Here is a 20,276-nt window from a genome sequence, read left to right as displayed (position 1 = left end):
AATAAGTAGGGGGCGGTTGAAATTTCTAAGGTTGTCCAGACGAAGCGCCAGCATACACATGAAGAGAGGACAAAAGGGGGTTTGTCGGTGGATAAGAAGCCATTAAATTTCCCGCCTGATGTTGACGAACTAATTCATGAGTTATACGCAATTGCAGTCATGAGAGCAGCAGAACAGGGAATTAGTTTGGATGATGAAGATGATACCGAAGAATGAGAAAAAGGGAGCCATAACGGTTCCCTTTTTTGTGTTTAATTATTTTCATACAGATGGTGTTATGTTTTGCCGAAGCTCCAATGGCTGAAGCGGGTCGGCATACCGTAAGCGCCAAACGTATAAATGATTTCCGCAGGACAAATTTCGTACCGCATCTGATAGAAGTCAAGCCCGAAGCTCTGTGCGATTTCCGTTATTTCATCGATGGATCGCTCCAGCGCGCGAATCTCATCCTGGTTCATCCGTCATCCCTCCGCATTTTCGGAAATACGATTCATACCATATGTATGATATGCGGGGCGAGGTTATGACGCAAATCGTTTTAACCTTTGTTTGTATGTGCAATTATTTACATTAAGCTTGAATATCGATGAAGGGAAAAGGGGAGTTTTCATTAAACGCAAAGCTCAAGCATCGCTTGAGGAAATGCCGGCTTTATCAAAATTTTGTTTAATGCCATACATCGCGTGGTCGGCGTCGCTGATCAGATCCTTCAGGCTTGCGCTTACGCCATGGGCGGAGCTGATTCCGATGCTTGCGGATACTTGAATCGAATTTCCGTTAATGCTGTACGGCTCCTTGATGGAATCTTTTATTTTACCGGCAACGAACTCGAGATCTTGATGATCGGCTACATGCTGAAAGCAGATGATGAACTCATCGCCGCCGTATCTGACAATAATATCGGATTTGCGTACGTTCTGTTTTAACCGTACGGCAATTTCCAGCAGAAGCAGGTCGCCGAAGTCATGACCGAAAGAGTCGTTTACGTCTTTGAAGTTGTCAATATCGATGAACATGACGCTGAACTGCTTGTCCGACCCATTCTGATACAAATACGATAAATACCGGCGGTTAAAAAGTCCGGTTAAGCTATCCGTTACGCTGGCGTTCTCCAGCTCGATGATATATCCGAAGAAAACGGAAATCGATTTGAGGAAGGCGACTTGACCGTCATCTAAGCGGATCGGCTCTCTATTCAACGCGCAAATCGTACCATAGGTTTGATTGTCGGATGTTTTTACGGTAATGCCGGCAAATGAGCAGGGACCAAGCTCCTTCGTGACAGGCAATCCGGCAGTCCGTTCATCTTCAAGCGTATTGGGAATGACAAGGACGGTTTCGGGCTGTCGAAAGACAAGGCTGCAATACTGCTGAAGCATCGGCTGCTGCGTTTGATTCAGGCCTAAATCCTGAGGACGGTTAAAAGCCCGGATAATCCGGTTGGCAAAACCGTCGTTCACCGTGATAAATAATGTGCTTACCTGCAAATAATTTTTCAGGGTATCGATAATATGCTCGGCTGCATCTTCAAGCGAGCGAACCTGGCTGCTCATGTCCTCAACTCCTGCCGTTTTGTTGAACCGTAATTACCTTATAGTTCCATAGTAGTCGAAAAAGAGGTCTAACTCAAGATCGGAATTGCAATTTATGGGAAATATGACCTACGTTTTAAAGTGATGCTAAAGTTGTAGTTACTCTTTAACGGAATTCATGCTTGAAATATTGATATGGATGTAGTTAAATAGTTTTAAGGTATTTATTAATATTTTTATTACTCATTAACATTTATATTAATTGGAGGCGGAAGAGCATGGCGGACAAAGCTTCGATGATTGTGGATAAGGATTTTCAAATCGGTCAAGTCGACAAACGGATTTACGGATCGTTTATTGAGCATCTTGGACGTGCCGTTTATGGGGGGATTTACGAGGCGGAGCACAAGACCGCGGACGATCAGGGCTTTCGCGCCGACGTGCTTGAGCTTGTAAAAGGGCTGGATGTGCCGATTGTACGTTATCCCGGAGGAAATTTTGTATCCGGATACAACTGGGAGGACGGCGTTGGACCCGTCGATAAGCGCCCGAAGAGGCTGGAGTTGGCATGGCGGACGATCGAACCGAACTGGATCGGCTTTAACGAGTTTATGGACTGGTGCAAAAAAGCGAACACGGAAGCCATGATGGCCGTTAACTTGGGCACGCGCGGCATCGATGAAGCACGCAGCCTGATTGAGTATTCCAATCATACGTCCGGCTCGTATTGGAGCGATCTCCGGATCGAGCATGGCTACAAGGATCCCCATAACGTCAAAACCTGGTGCTTGGGCAACGAGATGGACGGTCCATGGCAAATCGGCCATAAAACGGCGATCGAATACGGACGACTGGCGAATGAGACGGGAAAAACCATGCGGCTGGTTGATCCGGGAATCGAGCTTGTCGCTTGCGGCAGTTCGAATATCGGCATGCCGACATTCCCGGAGTGGGAAGCGACTGTTCTCGATTTAACTTACAACACGGTCGATTATATTTCGATCCATCAATATTACGGCAATCCGCATAACGATACGATGAATTTCCTGGCTCAATCGATGGGCATGGATTCCTATATCAATACCGTTATTTCAACATGCGATTATATTCAAGCGAAGAAACGCGGCAAGAAAAAAATCAATCTTTCCTTCGACGAGTGGAATGTCTGGTTCCATTCGCATTCGCAAGACAGCCAGCTGGAGCCTTGGCAAATCGCACCTCCGCAGCTGGAGGATATTTATAACCAAGAGGATGCTTTAGTCGTAGGCTGTATGCTGATCAGCATGCTCAAACGCGCCGATCGCGTAAAGATGGCTTGCATCGCGCAGCTTGTGAACGTAATCGCGCCGATTATGACGCAGAACGGCGGACCTGCCTGGAAGCAGACGATTTATTACCCGTATATGCATGCAAGCATTTTCGGCCGCGGAACCGTGCTTGTGCCGCTCGTTAAATCGCCGAAATACGATACGAAGGAATTTACCGACGTGCCGTATCTGGAGACGGTAGCCGTTCATAACGAAGAGAAGGAAGAGGTAACGATCTTTGCGGTTAACCGCAACATCGAAGAATCGCTGCCGTTCGAGATCGACCTGCGCAGCTTCGGCGCTTTCCGCATCATCGAACATATCGTGCTTGAGCATGAAGATTTAAAAATGACCAATACGGCGGAAGCGCCTAACCGTGTCGCCCCGCATACTTCAGGCAATGCGGTTATCGGCGATGGCGGGAAGATCCAGGCTGAGCTGGGCAAGGCATCGTGGAACGTTATTCGCATTAAGCTGTAAATGACCGGGATGTTCGTGCAGATCCGAATTATTTCATGTCCGTCTATGCCATTTCCAGCATAAGGAGCTATAATGAGTAGGAAGGCTGTGACAAAGCTATGAATACTCGGAGGACTCTGTATGCGGACCATACTTACCTTTTTGAACAAATACCGACTGGCTGCAATTGTAGCGCTGCTGCTCATGCTTATGGAGCTGACAGTAGAGCTGCTGCAGCCTTTTATTATTTCTAAAATCATTGACGATGGAATCGGGCAGGATGATTTAACGGTCGTCATTCGATGGGGAGGCGTGCTGATCGGCTGCTCGGTCATCGCTTTTGTTGTTGGGATTTTCAGCTCGTTCTACGCTTCGCATGTCAGCCAAAGCTTTGGGTTTGATCTCAGAGAACGTCTTTATGAAAAAGTGCAGTCCTTCTCTTTCGCTAATTTTAACCGCTTTCCGGAATCCTCGCTTATTACGAGATTGACCAATGACGTTATGCAGCTGCAAAATACGGTGTTCATGGGACTAAGGATCATGCTGCGCGCGCCGCTGCTTGTTATTGGGAGCATCGTCATGGCATTTGTGGTTCAGCCGGAGCTTGCGCTCTGGCTCGCTGCCGTTGTCCCTTTTCTTGCCGTGTTCCTGGTTTGGGTGCTGAAGAGAGGCGAACGGTTGTTTCGAATGGTACAGCAGCAGCTTGATCAGGTGAACGGCGTCATGCAGCAGAATCTGATCGGGATGAGAATCGTAAGAGTGTTTGTCCGTATGAGGCATGAAGCCGTGCGGTTCGGCCTATCCAGTGAGCGATTGACGGAGCGGACGGTAGCTGCGCTTCGGCTGACGGAGGCGACCATGCCGATTATTTTACTCGTGATGAATGCCAGCGTTATGGCGGTGCTTTGGTTTGGGCGCATCAAGCTGGATACGGGCGGCGCTTCCGTAGGCGAAGTCATTGCGGTTGTAAATTATGCGACAAGGACGACCATGGCGTTGTCCATCATGTCGATGATCGTCGTCAACTTCTCGCGCGCACGAGCATCTTCGCAGCGGATGGAAGAAGTGCTGCTGACGGAGATCGATCTGCTGGATACAAAGGAAAGTGACAAAATCCAAAAGCTTAGAAGCGGTTCCGTATCTTTCGAGGAGGTTTCGTTCCAATACCCGGATACGGGGGAGATGGTATTAAACCGCATCTCCTTCGCGGCTAAGCCGGGGGAGACGATTGCCATTATGGGAGCTACCGGCTCCGGCAAGTCCTCGCTCGTTCAGCTGATTCCCCGTCTGTACGACGTGCAGGAGGGAACGGTTCGTGTGGATGGACTCGATACCCGCCAGCTGAGTCTGGAACAGCTGCGCAGGCAGATCGGTTACGTGCCTCAAGAGATTATGCTGTTTACGGGCACCGTGGAGCAGAATATACGCTGGGGCAAAGAGGATGCGACTCCGGAAGAGGTAATCGAGGCTGCCAAAATCGCGCAAATTCACGACACGATTATGAAGCTGCCGGAGCAATACGAAACCATTGTCGGACAGAAGGGCGTGAATTTGTCCGGCGGTCAGAAGCAGCGGCTGACGATCGCCCGGGCGCTCGTCCGAAAGCCCGTCATCCTGCTGCTGGATGACAGCACCAGCGCGCTGGATGTCCGGACTGAGGCCGCCTTATTGCAAGCGCTGAAACAAATGAATTGCACGACATTCCTCATTACCCAGAAAATCAGCTCCACGGCCGGCGCAGATTCGATTCTGCTGCTTGACGACGGTGAATTAATCGTGCAAGGGACGCACGAACAGCTGCTTAGCGAATCCGGCTTGTACCGGCAAATTTACGAGTCTCAATTCGGGAAGGAGGGCGTATCCCATGCTTAAGTCATTGAAGGAGCCCTTCACCTATGCCAGACCGGGACAAACGGCGGAAGAGACGGCAGACCGCCGGAAGGAAGCAGGTAAGGGCAAGGGCAAGCAGAGAGCGAGAAATGCCTCCAGAACGCTGAAACTGATGTGGAATTATCTGATTGCGTATAAAGGAAAGCTTGCCGCCGTCATCGTGATGGTCGTGTTGAGCTCGGCGCTTTCCTTGCTGGGACCTTATTTGGCAGGAACGGCTGTCGATCATTTTTTGGTGAATCGAGGCACCGGATTCCTTCGCTTTCTTATAGGTATGGGTGTTGTATATATTCTTCATTCCGTTACGATGTGGCTGCAGAGCATCTGGATGATTACGATCTCGCAGCAAACGGTATATCGCATGAGGGTTGAACTGTTCGAGCATTTGCACAGGCTGCCGATCCCGTATTTCAGCAAACGCCAGCATGGGGAGCTGATGAGCCGCGTCACGAACGATATGGATAATGTCAGCTCGTCGCTGAACAGCTCTATGATCCAGGTTTGTTCGAGCATCCTGCTGCTTGTAGGCACAGTGAGCGTTATGCTGTCGCTCAGTCCGCTGCTCACCCTTCTCACATTTCTGGTCGTTCCGCTCATGCTGCTGGGCATGAAATGGATTACGGCGCAGACCGGGCGCTTGTTCAAAGCGCAGCAGCGCAATCTGGGCGATTTAAACGGTTATATTGAAGAGACGCTATCCGGACAACGGATCGTGAAGGCATTCTCGCAGGAGAAGTCCGTTATCGAAGAGTTCAGACTGCGGAATGAGCGCATTCGCTTGTCTGGCTTCTGGGCGCAGACGATCTCCGGTTTTATTCCTAAGCTTATGAACGCGTTAAATAATTTAAGTTTTGCGATCATCGCGGGTATCGGAGCTATCTTTGTTTTGAACGATGCGATTACCGTCGGCGTCATCGTTATTTTCGCCGAATATTCCAGACAATTTACGAGACCGCTCAATGATTTGGCGAATCAATGGAATACGCTGCTCTCGGCTGTGGCCGGAGCGGAGCGGGTGTTCGACGTGCTGGCCGAAGAGGAGGAGCGTACAGACGAGGGGACTGCCGTCGAGCTGGACGAAATAAAAGGCGAGGTTGTATTCGAGCAGGTCTCGTTCGCTTATGAAGGACGCGATTCTACGATAAGCGGGGTCGGCTTCGCCGTGAATGCCGGGGAGACAGTCGCATTCGTAGGTCCGACCGGGGCGGGGAAAACGACATTGATACAGCTCCTGTGCCGATTTTACGATCCAAGCTCGGGAAGCATCCGAATTGACGGACGCGACAGCAGGTCGATTAAACGGGAAAGCTTGCGCTCCAAGATGGCGTTCGTACTTCAGGATCCCTTTCTGTTCGAAGGGACGATCCGCGAGAATATCCGCTACGGCAAGCTTGATGCATCGGACGAAGAGGTGGAGGAGGCGGCCAAGCTTGCCAACGCCCATTCATTCATCAGGCGGTTGCGCGGAGGTTATGACGCCGTCCTTAAGGCGGACGGAAGCGGGATAAGTCAAGGCCAGAAGCAGCTGCTGGCGATTGCAAGGGCTATTTTGGCCGATCCGTCGATATTAGTGCTGGATGAAGCGACGAGCAGCATAGACACCGTCACCGAAATAAAAATTCAGGAAGCGCTGCAGAGGCTGATGCAGGGGCGTACCAGCTTTGTCATCGCGCATCGTCTGAATACGATCCGGCAGGCGGATCAGATCATTGTGCTCCAGGATGGAGCCGTTACCGAGAAAGGCACGCATGCGCAGCTGGTGGAGCAGAAGGGCTTTTACAGCTCGCTTGTAAATGGACAGTTAGACATTATTCACTCCTAAGACCGTAAACACCAACATGTGGATGAAACGAAAAGGGGAGAATTGGGGTATTAGAAGAAAAATAAAGCTTACGAAGCAGGTTTGCTTCGCAAACCGATGACAAATGCTTACGAAGCAAACCTATTAGGAGGTGAACGATATGGTTAATGTCGAATGCCCGACATGCGGCAATGTTGCCGAGGTTGGCGAGGATACGCAGCTGGATGCCGGCTGCCCTTCCTGCGGAAATGAGCTTGCCCGCGTTGATGTGAACAAATGGCTCGTCAAGATCGGCGATCACGAGAAACAAACCAAATACGTAGAGGAAGGTTTCTGGGCTAAAGCGAAGCGGCATGCGGCGAAGGTTCCATTTGCCAAGGAAGTCGTTACGCTTTACTATTGTTCCCTCGATCCGAACACGCCGCTTTCTGCTAAAATAACCGCCGTAGGCGCGCTAGCCTATTGGATCATGCCGCTTGATCTCATCCCCGATTTCGTGCCGGTGGCCGGCTTTGCCGATGACGCGACAGCCGTATTGATTGCATACAAGGCGCTCAGCGGTCAAATAACGGATGAACATCGCGAGAAAGCGGAGCAATTTTTTGCATTGAACAAAAACGTGAAGCTCATTATTCAAAAGGATGAAGAATAGAAGTAATCAAGTCCGATTTATCCGGGCAATATAATCCGCTGTTCGGATGGCGAGCGCAATCGTGGTCAATGTCTGATTTTCGGCGCCGGTATTAGGTAAAGCGCTGTTATCGGCCACGAAGAGACCGGAGAGGCCGTGGACTTGCCCGTATTGGTCTGCAACAGACGTGGAAGGGTCATCGCCGATTCTGCATGTGCCTGCATCATGATGCAAATCCCCGAGCGGGGTTAGACAAATTGGCGGTCGGCCTTCCTGGGAAACAAGACGAATACCTGCATTCGCGGCGATAGATTTAATGCCTTCCGTCATTTGGCGTACGACATCCCAATCGGCGTCGCTCAGGGAAAAATGAACCTGAATTTCCGGAATGCCGTACTCGTCTTTTTTGTATGGATCAAGGGCAACGTAATTTTCATATTGGGGTTCAACCTTCCCATATCCGTAGAAGTTGACTGTAGTTGTACCAGTCAGCGGCCTTTCTACGGCAACGGGATACCAATAGAAAGCTTCGGGTCCGGTCATGAGAACCGAGTAAGGAGTTTCCGGTTTTTGAGGGATCATGATGTTGAGCGGTCCCCATGGGATCGGAAAGTCGGCTGTGTTTATATTTCCGGTTGCCTGTACGAAGGTTTGATTCGAGAAATAGTGTCCCAGCGCCGGATTTTGAATGCCTGAATAAAGCAGAAGACGAGGCGTTTCGAAGGTGCTTGCGCTGCAGACGATTGTTTTGGCTCTCAGCGTATGGACCGTTCCGTCCGGCGACATGACATTGACGCCGCTTACGCTCCTGTTATCATGGATGATTTCTACTGCCCTTGCGTTAATCGCCAAATCGAACGGCCTGGTATTCAACGCTTTGGCAAGCAGGGAAATGGAGCTGGTGAACATGTCCGTATGAATCTGCCCGAAGGCTTGAGGCACGATATCGGCTGCGAGCGGAAGGGGCGCCGCTTTGGAATAGCCGCTCAACCACAGCCTTTCGAGCAATATTTCCGTAAACGAGGCTCCCTCCGCGAAAGATGAAGTTACATGCATGACTTCCTCCGCAATGCCATAATAGCTTTCCATCTCCTCAACCGGTATTGGCCATCTCGCCAAATCCCATTCATGCATCCTGGGCGAAAAAGTATACCAGAACAAGGTTCTTCCGCCCAGCGCAAATAACTGCCGCGCGCCCGGAAATTCCGGAATTGCACCCGGCAGCGGTCTGGATACATGCGAAAAATAAGCCGTTAAGCGCTCTTGGTTCATCGTAGACAGGTTTCGGGCCTGCGTCGGAATGATCTGATCGCCGCGTTCAATAATACCAATCTTTTTCCGCTCGTTTTTCCATTGCTCGCATAATCGCCAGAGAACGGATCCTCCGCCGGCTCCGGTACCGATAATGAGAACATCGTACTCCTCCTGCGCCATTTGGTCGAGAGGAGTGAGAGGTATCCAGTTGTTAAGCGGCTCGGTCGGCAACACCGGGCAGGTCGGCAGAGATCCTGACGGGAACGCCCCTGACTGTTGCAGGTTGAATTCGATTCTATGGTCCGGTTCGGATAGGGATGGCAGATAGACGGTTTGTCCGGCAATAACATGGTCGGGATGAACAATATGCGGATTAAACATCATGACGTCTTCAATGGATACATTGTTTTTTTTGGCAATCGATCGAAGTGTATCCTGCTCGTTAGATACCCATATTTTCAATGAAGTCACTCCCATCCGAATGTAAGAACGCAAAGTCCTTCAACGTATATTAGTCTTATTTATACAGTAATGCCGGGGAAGCTACTTTTATGTCGGAAACCCGTTTTTCGACAGAAAAACAGCTGTCCCTGGTCTATGACCTAAGGGACAGCTGTTATCATATCGAACGAAGAAAGGGATTAAGCTTTAACGGCAAATTGCTGCAATCCCCGTTCCCGTCTTCGGGCGACGCCGGAAGCATAAGCGGCTTGAATGACCGCTTCCTTCACTTTCTCGGCGACATGCGGATTGAATACGCTTGGAATAATGTAATATTCGTTCAACTCTTCCTCGGTAACAACCGAAGCGACGGCATGGGCGGCCGCCAGCTTCATCTCCTCGGTGACGCGGGAGGCGCGGCAATCCAGCACGCCGCGGAATAAACCCGGAAAGCAAAGCACATTGTTGATTTGATTCGGATAGTCCGACCGCCCTGTCGCCATCACTCGGACTAGTCCTTCGGCTTCCTCGGGCGCGATCTCCGGCGTCGGGTTAGCCATGGCAAAAACGATCTGATCCTTCGCCATCTTGCGGATATCGTCTGCTTTTAAAACTCCGGGGGCGGATACGCCGATGAAGATATCGGCTCCCGCAATGACGTCGGATAGTACGCCCTGCTCGCGTTCCGGATTCGTGTGCCCGGAATACCAATTCCATGCTTCGTGCTCGTAGTCCCGGCCGCTCACCAGCGCGCCGGCGCGATCGACGCCAATGATGTTGGATACCCCTGCGGCTAGCAATATTTTGGTGCAGGCGATTCCGGCCGCACCGACGCCGTTAAGAACGACTTTGCAGTCCTGGAGTCTTTTTCCCACCAGCTTTACCGCATTTAAGATGCCGGCAAGCAGGACAACGGCTGTTCCGTGCTGATCGTCATGGAAAACCGGAATGTCGAGCTCCTCGATCAGCCGCCGCTCGATTTCAAAGCAGCGCGGGGAGGAGATGTCTTCCAGGTTAATGCCGCCGAAGGCCGGTGCAATGTGTTTGATCGTAGCGATGATTTCTTCCGTATCCTGCGTGTCCAGGCAAATCGGAAAGGCATCGACGCCGGCCAACTGCTTGAACAGCATCGCTTTTCCTTCCATGACCGGCATGGCCGCGAGCGGACCGATATTGCCAAGCCCGAGCACTGCCGTACCGTCCGAGACGACGGCAATCGTATTGCGTTTAATCGTCAAGGAATGCGCACGGCTGGGTTCTTCATGGATGGCCATGCTGACGTTCGCTACGCCAGGCGTATAGACGCGTGATAGATCGTCCCGCGTCTTGATTGTCATCTTCGGCGTCACTTCTATTTTTCCGCCCAAATGCATGAGAAACGTCTGATCGGATACCTGCAGCACGTGCACGCCGGGCAGTTTATTTAATGCGCTTACAATTAACTCTTTGCTGTGCGTTTCGGAAATATTGACGGTCAGATCACGAATCGTCGTTGTCTTGCTTGTCCCGCTTACGTCGACGGCGACGATATCGCCGCCCGTTGCGCCGATCGCGGTGGCGATTCGTCCGAATGTCGTGCTGTCCTTGTCCATTTCCAAGCGAAGCACAATATTGGTGCTTGCAGTTGCCGGCATTGCCATGTTGACCACACTCCCGTTAAACGGTATCTGATACTGATGCCCTTCATGTTACCGTTTACATGAGGTAGTGGGAAGCTTTTGGCCATATTGTTATTTTTGAACGTTTTGGTCACGGCTTTGGCACATATCGGTTAACGGGCCGGCCGACGCCGCCGTAATTGATTTCCAGCTCGACGCGGCCCGTCTTCTCGAGATAATCCAAGTAACGCCGGGCGGTCACGCGGGCGATTCCTACGCCGTCGGCAGCCTCCTCCGCCGACAATCCGGCGGCACCGTGAAGCTGTAAGACATTCAACACCTGCTTCAGCGTGGCGGCGTTCAAGCCTTTGGGCAGCACATCCTGCCCGTTCGGGCGGGCATCCTGCAAGATGAGGGATTCCGTCTTCCCGGCTTCGGCCGCTTCGCCTCCGTTATGCATCAGGCGATCCAAATCATCTTGCGTCGCCGGCGGGCCTTCAGACCAGGCTTCATGCCGCAAGCGGTAACGCTCTAACGTTTGCTTGACCCGCTCCAGCTTAAACGGCTTTATAATATAATCGATTGCGCCGTTTCGAAGCATCGCGCGTATGGTTTCAGCATCCTTGGCCGCAGTGACGGCGACCACATCGACCGGCAATGCCATAGTCCGCAACTGCTGCAGCGTTTCGATGCCGTCAAGCGAAGGCATGAATACATCGAGGAAAACCAGGTTCGGCGATAACTCCCGGACCAGCTTCAGTCCGTCATTACCGTTTCCAGCGACACCGGCGACCCGGAAGCCTTGCACCTGCTCGATGAATAGTTTATTAACCTCTTGCACCATCGGATCATCTTCAATTAGTACAACCTTGAATATCGGTTTATCATTCGCATTCATGTTGCAGCCCTCCTGTCATTGGGAAAGAAATTTCCATTGAAGTGCCCAAGCCGGGCTCCGAATCGCACCTCAGCCTGCCGTTTCCTTTCCTGATGATGCGTTGCAGCAAATATAGACCGATCCCGCGGTCTTCGCTCCCCTTGGTGGAGAAGCCGCGCTCTTGCATCCGCGCTTTTATCTGTTCCGTCATTCCGCAGCCGTTATCCTCTACGAGGATGGAAAGCAGGTCTTCATTTTGCTCCAAACTTACATAGACTTCTTTGCGCTCACGTTCGGCTTCGGCCAAAGCATCGAAAGCATTCTCGATCAAATTGCCCAGCAACAGAACGAAATCGTGACGATCCAGATGGGGAGGAAACCTTTTCAACTCGCTGTGCGGATCGATCTGGACGTGTATGCCAAGCTCTTTGCCGCGGCTGATTTTGCCGAGCAGCAGCCCTGCCAAGCCGTCATCCGCAATATTCTCTTGCATAAACCTTGTCATTTCTTCCTGCTGCTCTGATATATCGTACACATATTGAAGCGCCTGATCCTTTTTGTCCAGCTGAAGCAGTCCCGCTATGGTATGCAGCTTGTTGTTATGCTCATGATTTTGAACCCGAAGCGCATCGACGAATTTGCGTACCCCGGTCAGCTCCTCGGCCATTCTCGCCACTTCCGTGCGATCCTGGAATATCGCAATGGCGCCTACAGTCGTTCCCTGCTCGCGAATCGGGATACGATTGCTCCATATAAGCGTTTTGCCGATCCGAAGCTCTTGATTGAGTACGGGACGCACAAGCTGAAGCACCTCAGGCAGCCTAGTATCGGGCAGTACGTCCCGTATCGAACGGCCGACCGCTTCCTGCTCCACGCTGAAGATTTGTTTGGCCCGTTCGTTGAAGATCGTTATCTTCTCGTTGAGGTCGATGGCAATTACACCTTCGTGCATGGCTTGAAAAGCGGCGCTTCGTTCCCGGTACATGCGGGCGATCTCATGCGGCTCCAAATTGTACATTTGCTTTTTGATATGGCGGGCAAGCAGCGCGGAACCGAAAATGCCGAACAGCAGGGAGAGCAGGGCTGTAAGCGCGATCGATTGCCGTTCTTCCGCGATGAGCTCTTTAAGCCCGGGCAGCAGTCCGCCAGCCACAATGACGCCAATCTGCATATGCTGTTCGTTCATGACCGGCACGAAGGCGCGCAGACCGACGCCGGCCTCTCCCGTTACTTTAGAGACATACGTATGCTCCGCAAACGCCGCATCCGCGCCGGTCGCGGTAAAGGTTCCGCCGATCCTCTCCGAGAGCGGATGGGACAGTCTCGTCCGGTTCATATCAAGGACAACTATATAGGCAACGTTATTTATAATCCGAATGTTATCCGCGATCAGGGCAATCTGCCGCGAACCGTCCGGCAGTTCGATGTTTTTCTTAATATCGGGCAAATTGGCGACAGTACGTGCCGTAATCATCAGACGCTGCCGCAGCTCGTCCTCCTTGATTCTGTTTACGCTGCCAATGACAACGACACCGCCGATCAGAAGGGAGAAGAGCACCAATCCGAAAGATAAAATGGCGATTTTCCAATAAATGCGCAATTGGTTCAAGGTCGGCTTCCCTCCTTCCGAGCTTTACGTTTACGATTTGACTCTATTGTGAAATAATGATCGTAAAATAGCAACAGGGAGGAATACGGTGAAGACATGGACCGGAATCGGATTGTTTATTGTGCTGGGGATGCTTGCGGCCTTCATGATCGGGTTCCGACCGCATTTTACAGAATCGCTTCCAATAGATGACGAGCAGACAGGGCTGAAGGACCGTATCGTCATCAAATTCAGCCATGTCGTTGCCGAAAATACGCCTAAGGGCCTTGCTGCCGCGCACTTTGCAAGGCTTGTGAAGGAACTGAGCGACGATCGCGTGGAAATCCAGGTATTTCCTAACGGCACGCTGTATTCCGGAGATACGGAATTCGCGGCACTGCAGAGCGGAGCCATTCAAATGATCGCGCCTTCCTTCTCGAACATGAGCGAGATCGAACCGGCGTGGCTGGCGATGGATTTGCCTTTTGCTTTCGGGGATCAGCAGGCAGTGAACGCAGCGCTGCAGAGGGAGCTTGGACGACTTTTGCTCAGAACGCTGGATTCTCACAAGGTACTGGGAGCAGCCTTTTGGGCGAACGGGTTCAAACAGATGACGAGCAGCGTGAGGCCGCTTCAGGTTCCGGACGATTTTCGCGAGCTGACGTTTCGCATTCAGCCAAGTATGATGCTTGTCAGCCAATTTCAAGCGCTTGGCGCATCGAGCGTCAAGATACCGTTCAACGAGGTCTACGGCGTATTGAAGGACGGAGCCGCGGACGGACAGGAGAATACGATATCCAATATTGCAAGCAAGCGTTTATATCAGGTTCAGAATTATATGACGATCAGCAACCACGGCTATTTAGGTTATGTAGTGATGTTCAATAAGAGATTATGGGAGGATCTTCCTCCTGACGTACAGCAGGTATTGCAGCAGGCGCTGAAAGAGACGACTGCATGGATCAATCAGGAGACCGCTTCCATGCATGAGAAGCAGCTTAGTGAGCTGAAGGAAATCGACGGATTTACGATTCATGAGCTTACCGAAGGGGAGAGACAGCAGTGGATTCATAAGCTGGCGCCGTTGTACGATCAATATGAGCATATCATCGGCAGCGAGCTCATGAGCGAAATCGAAAGACCAAAATAACCAAAACGAACAATATGATCGCATGCTTGTTTGGAAGCGGTTCCTCTTCTACAATGAGGGCACACGCAAAATAAAAGCGTTTTCACAAAAACGAAAGCGAGGGTGCCCTCATGCGATTCAAACTGAATTTGAAAAATCTTACCGTACAAGTCGTGATTGCAATTATTCTTGGCATATTGTTCGGACACTTTTTCCCGGCAAACGGGGAACAAATGAAAATTCTTGGTGACGCTTTCATCAGGTTGATCAAAATGGTCATTGCGCCGATCGTATTTTTTACGGTTGTGAACGGCATTGCCAATATGGGCGACATGAAGAAGGTCGGCCGGATCGGCGGCAAAGCGCTGCTCTATTTTGAAATCGTAACGACGGCTGCGCTCGCGATCGGTCTGGTCGTTGTCAATCTGGTCAAACCGGGAGCGGGGATCGATGCCAGCGCTGCGAGCGGCGATATTTCCAAGTACACGGATGCTGCGGCGGAACCCGGCCATGGCATTACAGACTTCCTGCTGAACATTATTCCGGATAATGTCGTAGGAGCGATGGCAGCGGGCGAGCTGCTGCCGATTCTGGTCTTTGCGATTTTGTTCGGGCTTTCTTTAACGGCAATGGGCGAGAAGGCTCAGCCTGTGACCGCTTTGTTCGACAAGCTGTCGCATGCTTTCTTCGGTATCGTGAACATGATCATGAAGGTGTCGCCGATCGCCGCTTTCGGCGCGATGTCCTACACAATCGGCAAATTCGGAATCGGCTCGCTGTTGTCGCTAGGCAAGCTGATGGGATCGGTTTATATCACTATGGCATTCTTTATCATCGTGGTGCTTGGCTCGATCGCCCGTGCATACGGATTCAGCATTTTTAAATTTATCCGTTACATCAAAGAAGAAATATTGCTCGTGCTCGGCACTTCTTCTTCGGAATCGGCCCTGCCGCGGATGATGGATAAGCTGGAGAAATACGGCTGTTCCAAGTCGGTTGTAGGTCTGGCGTTCCTACCGGTTATTCCTTCAATCTGGACGGCACTTCGATTTACTTGTCAATGGCCGCGTTGTTCGTAGCGCAAGCCTCCGGTGTTGAAATGACAATCCTGCAGCAGTTAACGCTGCTTGGCGTGCTCATGCTTACTTCCAAGGGAGCGGCGGGCGTAACAGGCTCCGGCTTCATTACGCTTGCGGCAACGCTTGCGGCGTTCCCAAGCATTCCAGTTGCAGGAATGGCTCTGCTGCTGGGGGTCGACCGCTTCATGTCGGAAGCACGTGCGATCACGAACCTGATCGGTAACGGCGTCGCTACTGTCGTCGTGGCCAAAATGGAAAATGAGTTCCATCCAGGGGGAAAGCAGGATGCGGATGAAGCGGTTGATTACAACCTTTCGTCAACGGGAGCAGCGGGGAGCCTTGTCAAGACGACCACGAATCCAGGATAACGAAATGGATTGAATTCAACCCAAAAGGACAAAAAAACGACGATTCCACGAAAGCGGAATCGTCGCTTCATTGCATCCGCATGCTTAAGCCGCCCTATTTACGATTGCACGGAGGAAAACCTGTATAGGGTTGTCTGCCTATAAGCTTGACCCGGGACCAGTTCCGTACTAGGAAAAAGAGGATGATTCGGGGAATCCGGATAATGCTGTGTCTCCATGCAGAAGCCGCCATATTGATGGTATACCTTTCCCGCTTTGCCGGTAATGCTTCCATCCAGATGATTTCCCGTATAAAACTGCATGGCGGGCTGCGTTGTGTAAACCTCCATCAAACGGCCCGATTTCGGTTCATATACGCTAGCGGCGAAACCGATGGAACTTCCGGTATGATGAGGCAATACATAATTGAAATCATAACCGCGTGCAAAACGCATCTGCCGATAGTCTGAATGGATTCGCGAACCGATCGACTGCGGCTTAAGGAAGTCTAGCGGCGTGTTTGCGACGCGCTGCACTTGTCCAGTTGGAATGAGGTCCGGCTTGACCGGAGTAAAGCAATCGGAGCGAATCGTTACGATATGGTCAAGTATATTCCCGTTCCCTGCACCGGCCAGGTTATAGTAATTATGCTGGGTAAGGTTCAATACGGTCTTTGCATCGGACGTTGCCGTATAATCGATCCGAAGTTCATTGTTGTCCGTAAGAGAGTATAAGACTTTCACCGCAAGATTCCCCGGAAATCCTTCTTCGCCGTCTTTACTCAAATAGCTGAGAGCAAGACCGACTCCGTCATTCAGATAGACCTCCTCCGCGTCCCAGATCCTCTTGTCAAATCCGCGTTTGCCGCCGTGAAGCGTGTTGGGGCCATCATTTACCGATAGCTGATAGGTAACGCCGTCAAGCGTGAACCGGCCATTTGCGATACGGTTCGCATACCGGCCGATTAAAGCTCCGAAGTAGGGCTTATTGCCGGTTTTCAAATAATCCGCAAGCGACGGATAGCCGAGAACGACATCTTCAACCATTCCGTTTCGATCAGGCACCTTAAGTGTCATCATAATGCCGCCGTAATTCATAATGTCAGATTGCATGCCATTTTGATTGGTTAAGTTGTATAGATAAACGGACTTGCCATCGGTTACATTGCCGAGGTATTGCTTAGTTATGCTTCCGGTCGCCGAATCCCGGTTTATGGGCGGGGGAGGTTCATCCCTGATTATTTTCTCCAGAGGAGCCGTATTTCCGAATACCGGAGTCGCCCCGTGAGGGCTTGCTGCCCAGCGAATCGCATTTGCTATAACCCGCAGTACATTTTGGTTATAGTATGTAGGATACTCCTGGTCTCCTGGCCGGAAGTAAAAAATCTTCCCGAGTCCGCGTTGGTATGCACACCCGCTGCGGAAAACTTCCCCGCCTTGGAACCAACTGATAAATACGAGCTCTTCAGGAGCCGGTATATCAAAAAACTCACCGTACATTTCCTCTGTCTGCAGCTCGAAGTACTCGCCAAGTCCTTCGGTAATCGGGTGGGAGGGGTCGACGACCCACAATCTTTCCCGTTCGGCGTCGGATCTCCATTTCAAATCGCAAGTAGTCCCCATCAATTTCCGGAATATTTTCGAACGATGCCCGGAATGCAGGACGATAAGTCCCATGCCTTGCAATACCCTTGCATAGATTCTATCGACGATCTCTTCAGCTACCTGTTCATGAGCCACATGCCCCCACCAGATCAATACGTCCGTCCGGTTCAGCACCTCTTGCGTTAATCCGTGGTCGGGCTGGTCAATTGTCGCCGTTCGAATTCGGAAGCCGTACGGCCCGATTCCTGCGGCAATGGCTGCATGAATTCCCTTTGGATAAATGCCCGCTACTTTCGGTTCCGTTCTTTCTTGTATAAATTCATTCCAAATGGTTACATTTATCGTTTTCAACTCAAACAACGGGCCGGTTCCAATTTTCACTTTCATCGCATGAATCCCTCCTTCTTGATATGGATATATATGTGCCTGCCAGTCAAAAAACAACATATCAAGGTTATAACGAATAGAGAGATCCGTCATTTAAACAGGTTGTGACAGCATATATTTTCATAAAAAGGATGTGATTACATTGAGGATCTATGTCGCCGATACTGGAGATACCCTGCTTACCATTGCCTATCGATATCAGTCCGGGGTAGATCAACTGATGTCGATAAATCCGCATATTACGAGTACCAATGCGAATATCGGGGGCCAACGCATCAATATACCTTCCCAAACCTTGCCAATATCCGAAAATAGGGTCGTTGCCCCTTTTTGCCCGCCTGCACCGGAGTCTGAATTCATTCATGATTGGATTCCGCTTGCTGACGTGGAAAAGATGGCCGAGACCGAATACGATGTGATCATCGTTGGTTCCGGCGCGGGCGGTGGAGCCGCTCTGTGGCGTTTGTGCGAACAATGGGGGAATAACGACAAACGGATCGGCATCGTGGAAAGAGGCCCGCTCTTTCTGCCGACCCATGTTGCTAATGTTGCTACCATCAACGGGGACAATTTCAGACTGTATGCTCCGCCGCAAATAACCGATCTGATCGGGAAGAGACTTCCGCAATATCCTGGAATGAAGCTGATTTACGCATTAGGCGGAAGAACGATATTATGGGGTGCTGTATCTCCCCGGATTCCCGAATATGAGATCGCGGGCTGGCCGGTTTCTATCGAGGAAATGGAACTTTATTATAATATCGCCGAAGAAATTATGAACGTCACATATGCCTATACGAAAGATTCGTCGATTACAAAGATCCTTCTTAAGCGTCTTCGGGAAAACGGATACTTTAATGCGGACGATATTCCGGTTGCTACCGATCTTGACCAGACCCGATTAGGGAAACTTCATTCCAATGTTTTTTTCAGTTCCATTCTTTTACTGGCTAGAGCATTAAGCGTTCGTCCGTTTGATTTGGCCGTTAATACTTATGCGGCAGAGGTTATTGCGGAAGGGGGAAAAACAGTCGGCGTCCGGGTGATGACCCCGGATAAGAAATCTTATGTCATCAAAGCGAAAAACGTCATTTTATCGGCAAGCGCCCTGCAAACCCCCCGAATCCTGCTTAATTCGGGCATTGCCGGAAGGGCGATCGGCCGGTATCTTACTAACCATTCCTATTTAATCGCCACGGCCAGCTTGAGTACGGAAGGTTTCCCTGAACCGTTAGGTGCGCTCGGAATTATCGTGCCTGAGCTACAGAACCGCCCTTATAGGCTGCAGCTTCAAGGGCCGGAACAATATTTTAACTATCATTACGATAAAAAACCGATTAAGGATGAGTGGAAAATAAGCTTTTTCGGCGCTTCCGGCAAGGTGGAATCCCGCTACGAAAACCGCGTTTTCGTTGATCCAAGCAGGTTGGATGAATATGGAATGCCGGAATTGCAAATCAGCTTCTCATACAGCGAGAAGGACGAGGAGATTATTCGCGAGATGTATGACTACATCCTGCAGGCATCCGCAGCGATGCAGCTCCGTCTTGCCGAGCTGGACGGCGTACCGGCTATTTGCTTAATGCCGCCGGGGGCGGATAATCACGATTTTGGCACTTGTCGGATGGGCGATGATCCTTCCGAATCGGCAACGGACCGGTATGGACAAATTCACGGCGTAGAAGGCCTTTTTGCCGCCGATAACAGCGTGCTGCCTTCGACCGGTGCATCCAATCCGACATTATCAACCGTTGCTTTGGCTATTCGTACGGCTGATTACATCATCCAAAAGTTATCAATGGACGAGGATCGCCAATAATCGGATCACCGTCGATTACCGTTTAGATCGTTTAGACAACCTTAACTTGCACCGATTGCGCCATTTAGATTCTGAGCTTCTGGAACAAAGAAGAGCTGGATGCCGGCTCGGCTTGGATATGGAGTGAGTAAATGAAGAATAAATAATTTAAAAAAAGTTTTGAATAATGCTTGACCAATTGGGCAAGCGCATGGTATATTCTAATTCCGGCCGAGAGGAATACGCGGCTGACACGAAAGAAAAGATTGTTCTTTGAAAACTGAACAACGAGTGAAACTGCCCCGTTAATCCTCACGGATTAATGGAAAAGCGATAAAAAAGTAATGAGTCAACGAGAAACTTCAATCTGACCTTTGGCTAGAGAGAGGTTTCGCGGACAACTAACCAATTTGGAGAGTTTGATCCTGGCTCAGGACGAACGCTGGCGGCGTGCCTAATACATGCAAGTCGAGCGGAGTTATTCCTTCGGGAGTAACTTAGCGGCGGACGGGTGAGTAACACGTAGGTAACCTGCCTGTAAGACCGGGATAACA

Annotated in this window: 12 protein-coding genes, 1 rRNA gene and 4 pseudogenes; 9 read left to right on the top strand and 8 right to left on the bottom strand. The window is 50.7% G+C overall.

Translation table 11 applies throughout. From position 1 onward, the window contains the following. Positions 1 to 87: 87 nt before the first annotated feature. A complete protein-coding gene (locus tag H581_RS39290) occupies positions 88 to 216 on the top strand; it encodes a hypothetical protein (protein WP_281169525.1) in 129 nt (42 codons plus the stop codon). A gap of 65 nt (positions 217 to 281) precedes the next feature. On the opposite strand, the pseudogene H581_RS0109960 reads toward H581_RS39290, so the two are convergent. After that, positions 282 to 458, bottom strand: a pseudogene (locus H581_RS0109960) (SpoVR family protein); the annotation flags it as partial. 165 nt (positions 459 to 623) lie between these two features. Next, positions 624 to 1,553 (bottom strand): sensor domain-containing diguanylate cyclase, encoded by a 930-nt coding sequence (locus H581_RS0109955; RefSeq protein WP_028609864.1) that lies wholly within the window; start codon positions 1,551 to 1,553, stop codon positions 624 to 626. A gap of 257 nt (positions 1,554 to 1,810) precedes the next feature. Between H581_RS0109955 and arfA the strand changes: the two genes are divergently transcribed. The 4 genes from arfA (at position 1,811) to H581_RS33580 (ending at position 7,641) form a co-directional block, all read left to right on the top strand. After that, on the top strand, positions 1,811 to 3,319 hold the full coding sequence (gene arfA, locus H581_RS0109950; protein WP_028609863.1) for an arabinosylfuranosidase ArfA: 1,509 nt from the start codon (positions 1,811 to 1,813) through the stop codon (positions 3,317 to 3,319). Positions 3,320 to 3,439: 120 nt separating this feature from the next. Then, the gene (locus H581_RS0109945; RefSeq protein ID WP_028609862.1) at positions 3,440 to 5,170 is read left to right on the top strand and encodes an ABC transporter ATP-binding protein; all 1,731 of its coding nucleotides are present in this window, start codon (positions 3,440 to 3,442) and stop codon (positions 5,168 to 5,170) included. Then, entirely contained in the window at positions 5,163 to 7,010 is a 1,848-nt protein-coding gene (locus tag H581_RS0109940; protein ID WP_028609861.1) for an ABC transporter ATP-binding protein, read from the top strand. Before H581_RS0109945 ends, H581_RS0109940 begins: the two co-directional genes overlap by 8 nt. A gap of 139 nt (positions 7,011 to 7,149) precedes the next feature. Further along, positions 7,150 to 7,641 (top strand): YkvA family protein, encoded by a 492-nt coding sequence (locus tag H581_RS33580; protein WP_084134529.1) that lies wholly within the window; start codon positions 7,150 to 7,152, stop codon positions 7,639 to 7,641. A gap of 6 nt (positions 7,642 to 7,647) precedes the next feature. Here H581_RS33580 and H581_RS0109930 read toward each other — a convergent pair whose 3' ends face one another. The 4 genes from H581_RS0109930 to H581_RS0109915 form a co-directional block, all read right to left on the bottom strand. Then, a complete protein-coding gene (locus H581_RS0109930; protein WP_425414593.1) occupies positions 7,648 to 9,345 on the bottom strand; it encodes a GMC oxidoreductase in 1,698 nt (565 codons plus the stop codon). Positions 9,346 to 9,515: 170 nt separating this feature from the next. Continuing rightward, a complete protein-coding gene (locus tag H581_RS0109925) occupies positions 9,516 to 10,955 on the bottom strand; it encodes an NAD-dependent malic enzyme (protein WP_028609859.1) in 1,440 nt (479 codons plus the stop codon). A gap of 109 nt (positions 10,956 to 11,064) precedes the next feature. Continuing rightward, positions 11,065 to 11,811, bottom strand: a complete 747-nt coding sequence (locus H581_RS0109920) for a response regulator (RefSeq protein ID WP_051250626.1) — start codon at positions 11,809 to 11,811, stop codon at positions 11,065 to 11,067. Next, positions 11,798 to 13,399 carry an ATP-binding protein gene (locus tag H581_RS0109915; protein WP_028609857.1) on the bottom strand — a complete coding sequence of 534 codons (1,602 nt, stop codon included), beginning with the start codon at positions 13,397 to 13,399 and terminating at the stop codon, positions 11,798 to 11,800. The genes H581_RS0109920 and H581_RS0109915 overlap by 14 nt, the downstream gene beginning before the upstream one ends. A gap of 88 nt (positions 13,400 to 13,487) precedes the next feature. Here H581_RS0109915 and H581_RS0109910 point away from each other — a divergent pair, with 88 nt between their 5' ends. Next, a complete protein-coding gene (locus H581_RS0109910; RefSeq protein ID WP_028609856.1) occupies positions 13,488 to 14,528 on the top strand; it encodes a DctP family TRAP transporter solute-binding subunit in 1,041 nt (346 codons plus the stop codon). 110 nt (positions 14,529 to 14,638) lie between these two features. Continuing rightward, a pseudogene (locus tag H581_RS33575) lies at positions 14,639 to 15,954 on the top strand (dicarboxylate/amino acid:cation symporter). Between the two features lie 98 nt (positions 15,955 to 16,052). Here H581_RS33575 and H581_RS38855 read toward each other — a convergent pair. Both H581_RS38855 and H581_RS38850 read right to left on the bottom strand, forming a co-directional pair. Beyond that, positions 16,053 to 17,090 (bottom strand): annotated as a pseudogene (locus tag H581_RS38855) (aldose epimerase family protein); the annotation flags it as partial. An 81-nt stretch (positions 17,091 to 17,171) separates the two neighbouring features. Next, positions 17,172 to 17,924, bottom strand: a pseudogene (locus H581_RS38850) (ThuA domain-containing protein); the annotation flags it as partial. 142 nt (positions 17,925 to 18,066) lie between these two features. Between H581_RS38850 and H581_RS0109890 the strand changes: the two are divergent. Next, positions 18,067 to 19,743, top strand: a complete 1,677-nt coding sequence (locus H581_RS0109890) for a GMC oxidoreductase (protein ID WP_028609855.1) — start codon at positions 18,067 to 18,069, stop codon at positions 19,741 to 19,743. A gap of 386 nt (positions 19,744 to 20,129) precedes the next feature. Then, positions 20,130 to 20,276: ribosomal RNA gene (locus H581_RS0109885) — 16S ribosomal RNA — on the top strand; the annotation flags it as partial.

The organism is Paenibacillus harenae DSM 16969 (assembly GCF_000422465.1).
Classification (GTDB): Bacteria; Bacillota; Bacilli; order Paenibacillales; family Paenibacillaceae; genus Pristimantibacillus; species Pristimantibacillus harenae.
Note: the sequence above shows the minus strand (reverse complement) of the source record. Positions and strands in the feature narration are given on the sequence as shown.

Bases quoted from the DNA above. Each gene is read 5' to 3' on its own strand.
- H581_RS0109955 (WP_028609864.1), bottom strand. From the start codon at position 1,553: ATGAGCAGCCAGGTTCGCTCGCTTGAAGATGCAGCCGAGCATATTATC.
- arfA (WP_028609863.1), top strand. From the start codon at position 1,811: ATGGCGGACAAAGCTTCGATGATTGTGGATAAGGATTTTCAAATCGGT.
- H581_RS0109945 (WP_028609862.1), top strand. From the start codon at position 3,440: ATGCGGACCATACTTACCTTTTTGAACAAATACCGACTGGCTGCAATT.
- H581_RS0109940 (WP_028609861.1), top strand. From the start codon at position 5,163: ATGCTTAAGTCATTGAAGGAGCCCTTCACCTATGCCAGACCGGGACAA.
- H581_RS33580 (WP_084134529.1), top strand. From the start codon at position 7,150: ATGGTTAATGTCGAATGCCCGACATGCGGCAATGTTGCCGAGGTTGGC.
- H581_RS0109925 (WP_028609859.1), bottom strand. From the start codon at position 10,955: ATGGCAATGCCGGCAACTGCAAGCACCAATATTGTGCTTCGCTTGGAA.
- H581_RS0109920 (WP_051250626.1), bottom strand. From the start codon at position 11,811: ATGAATGCGAATGATAAACCGATATTCAAGGTTGTACTAATTGAAGAT.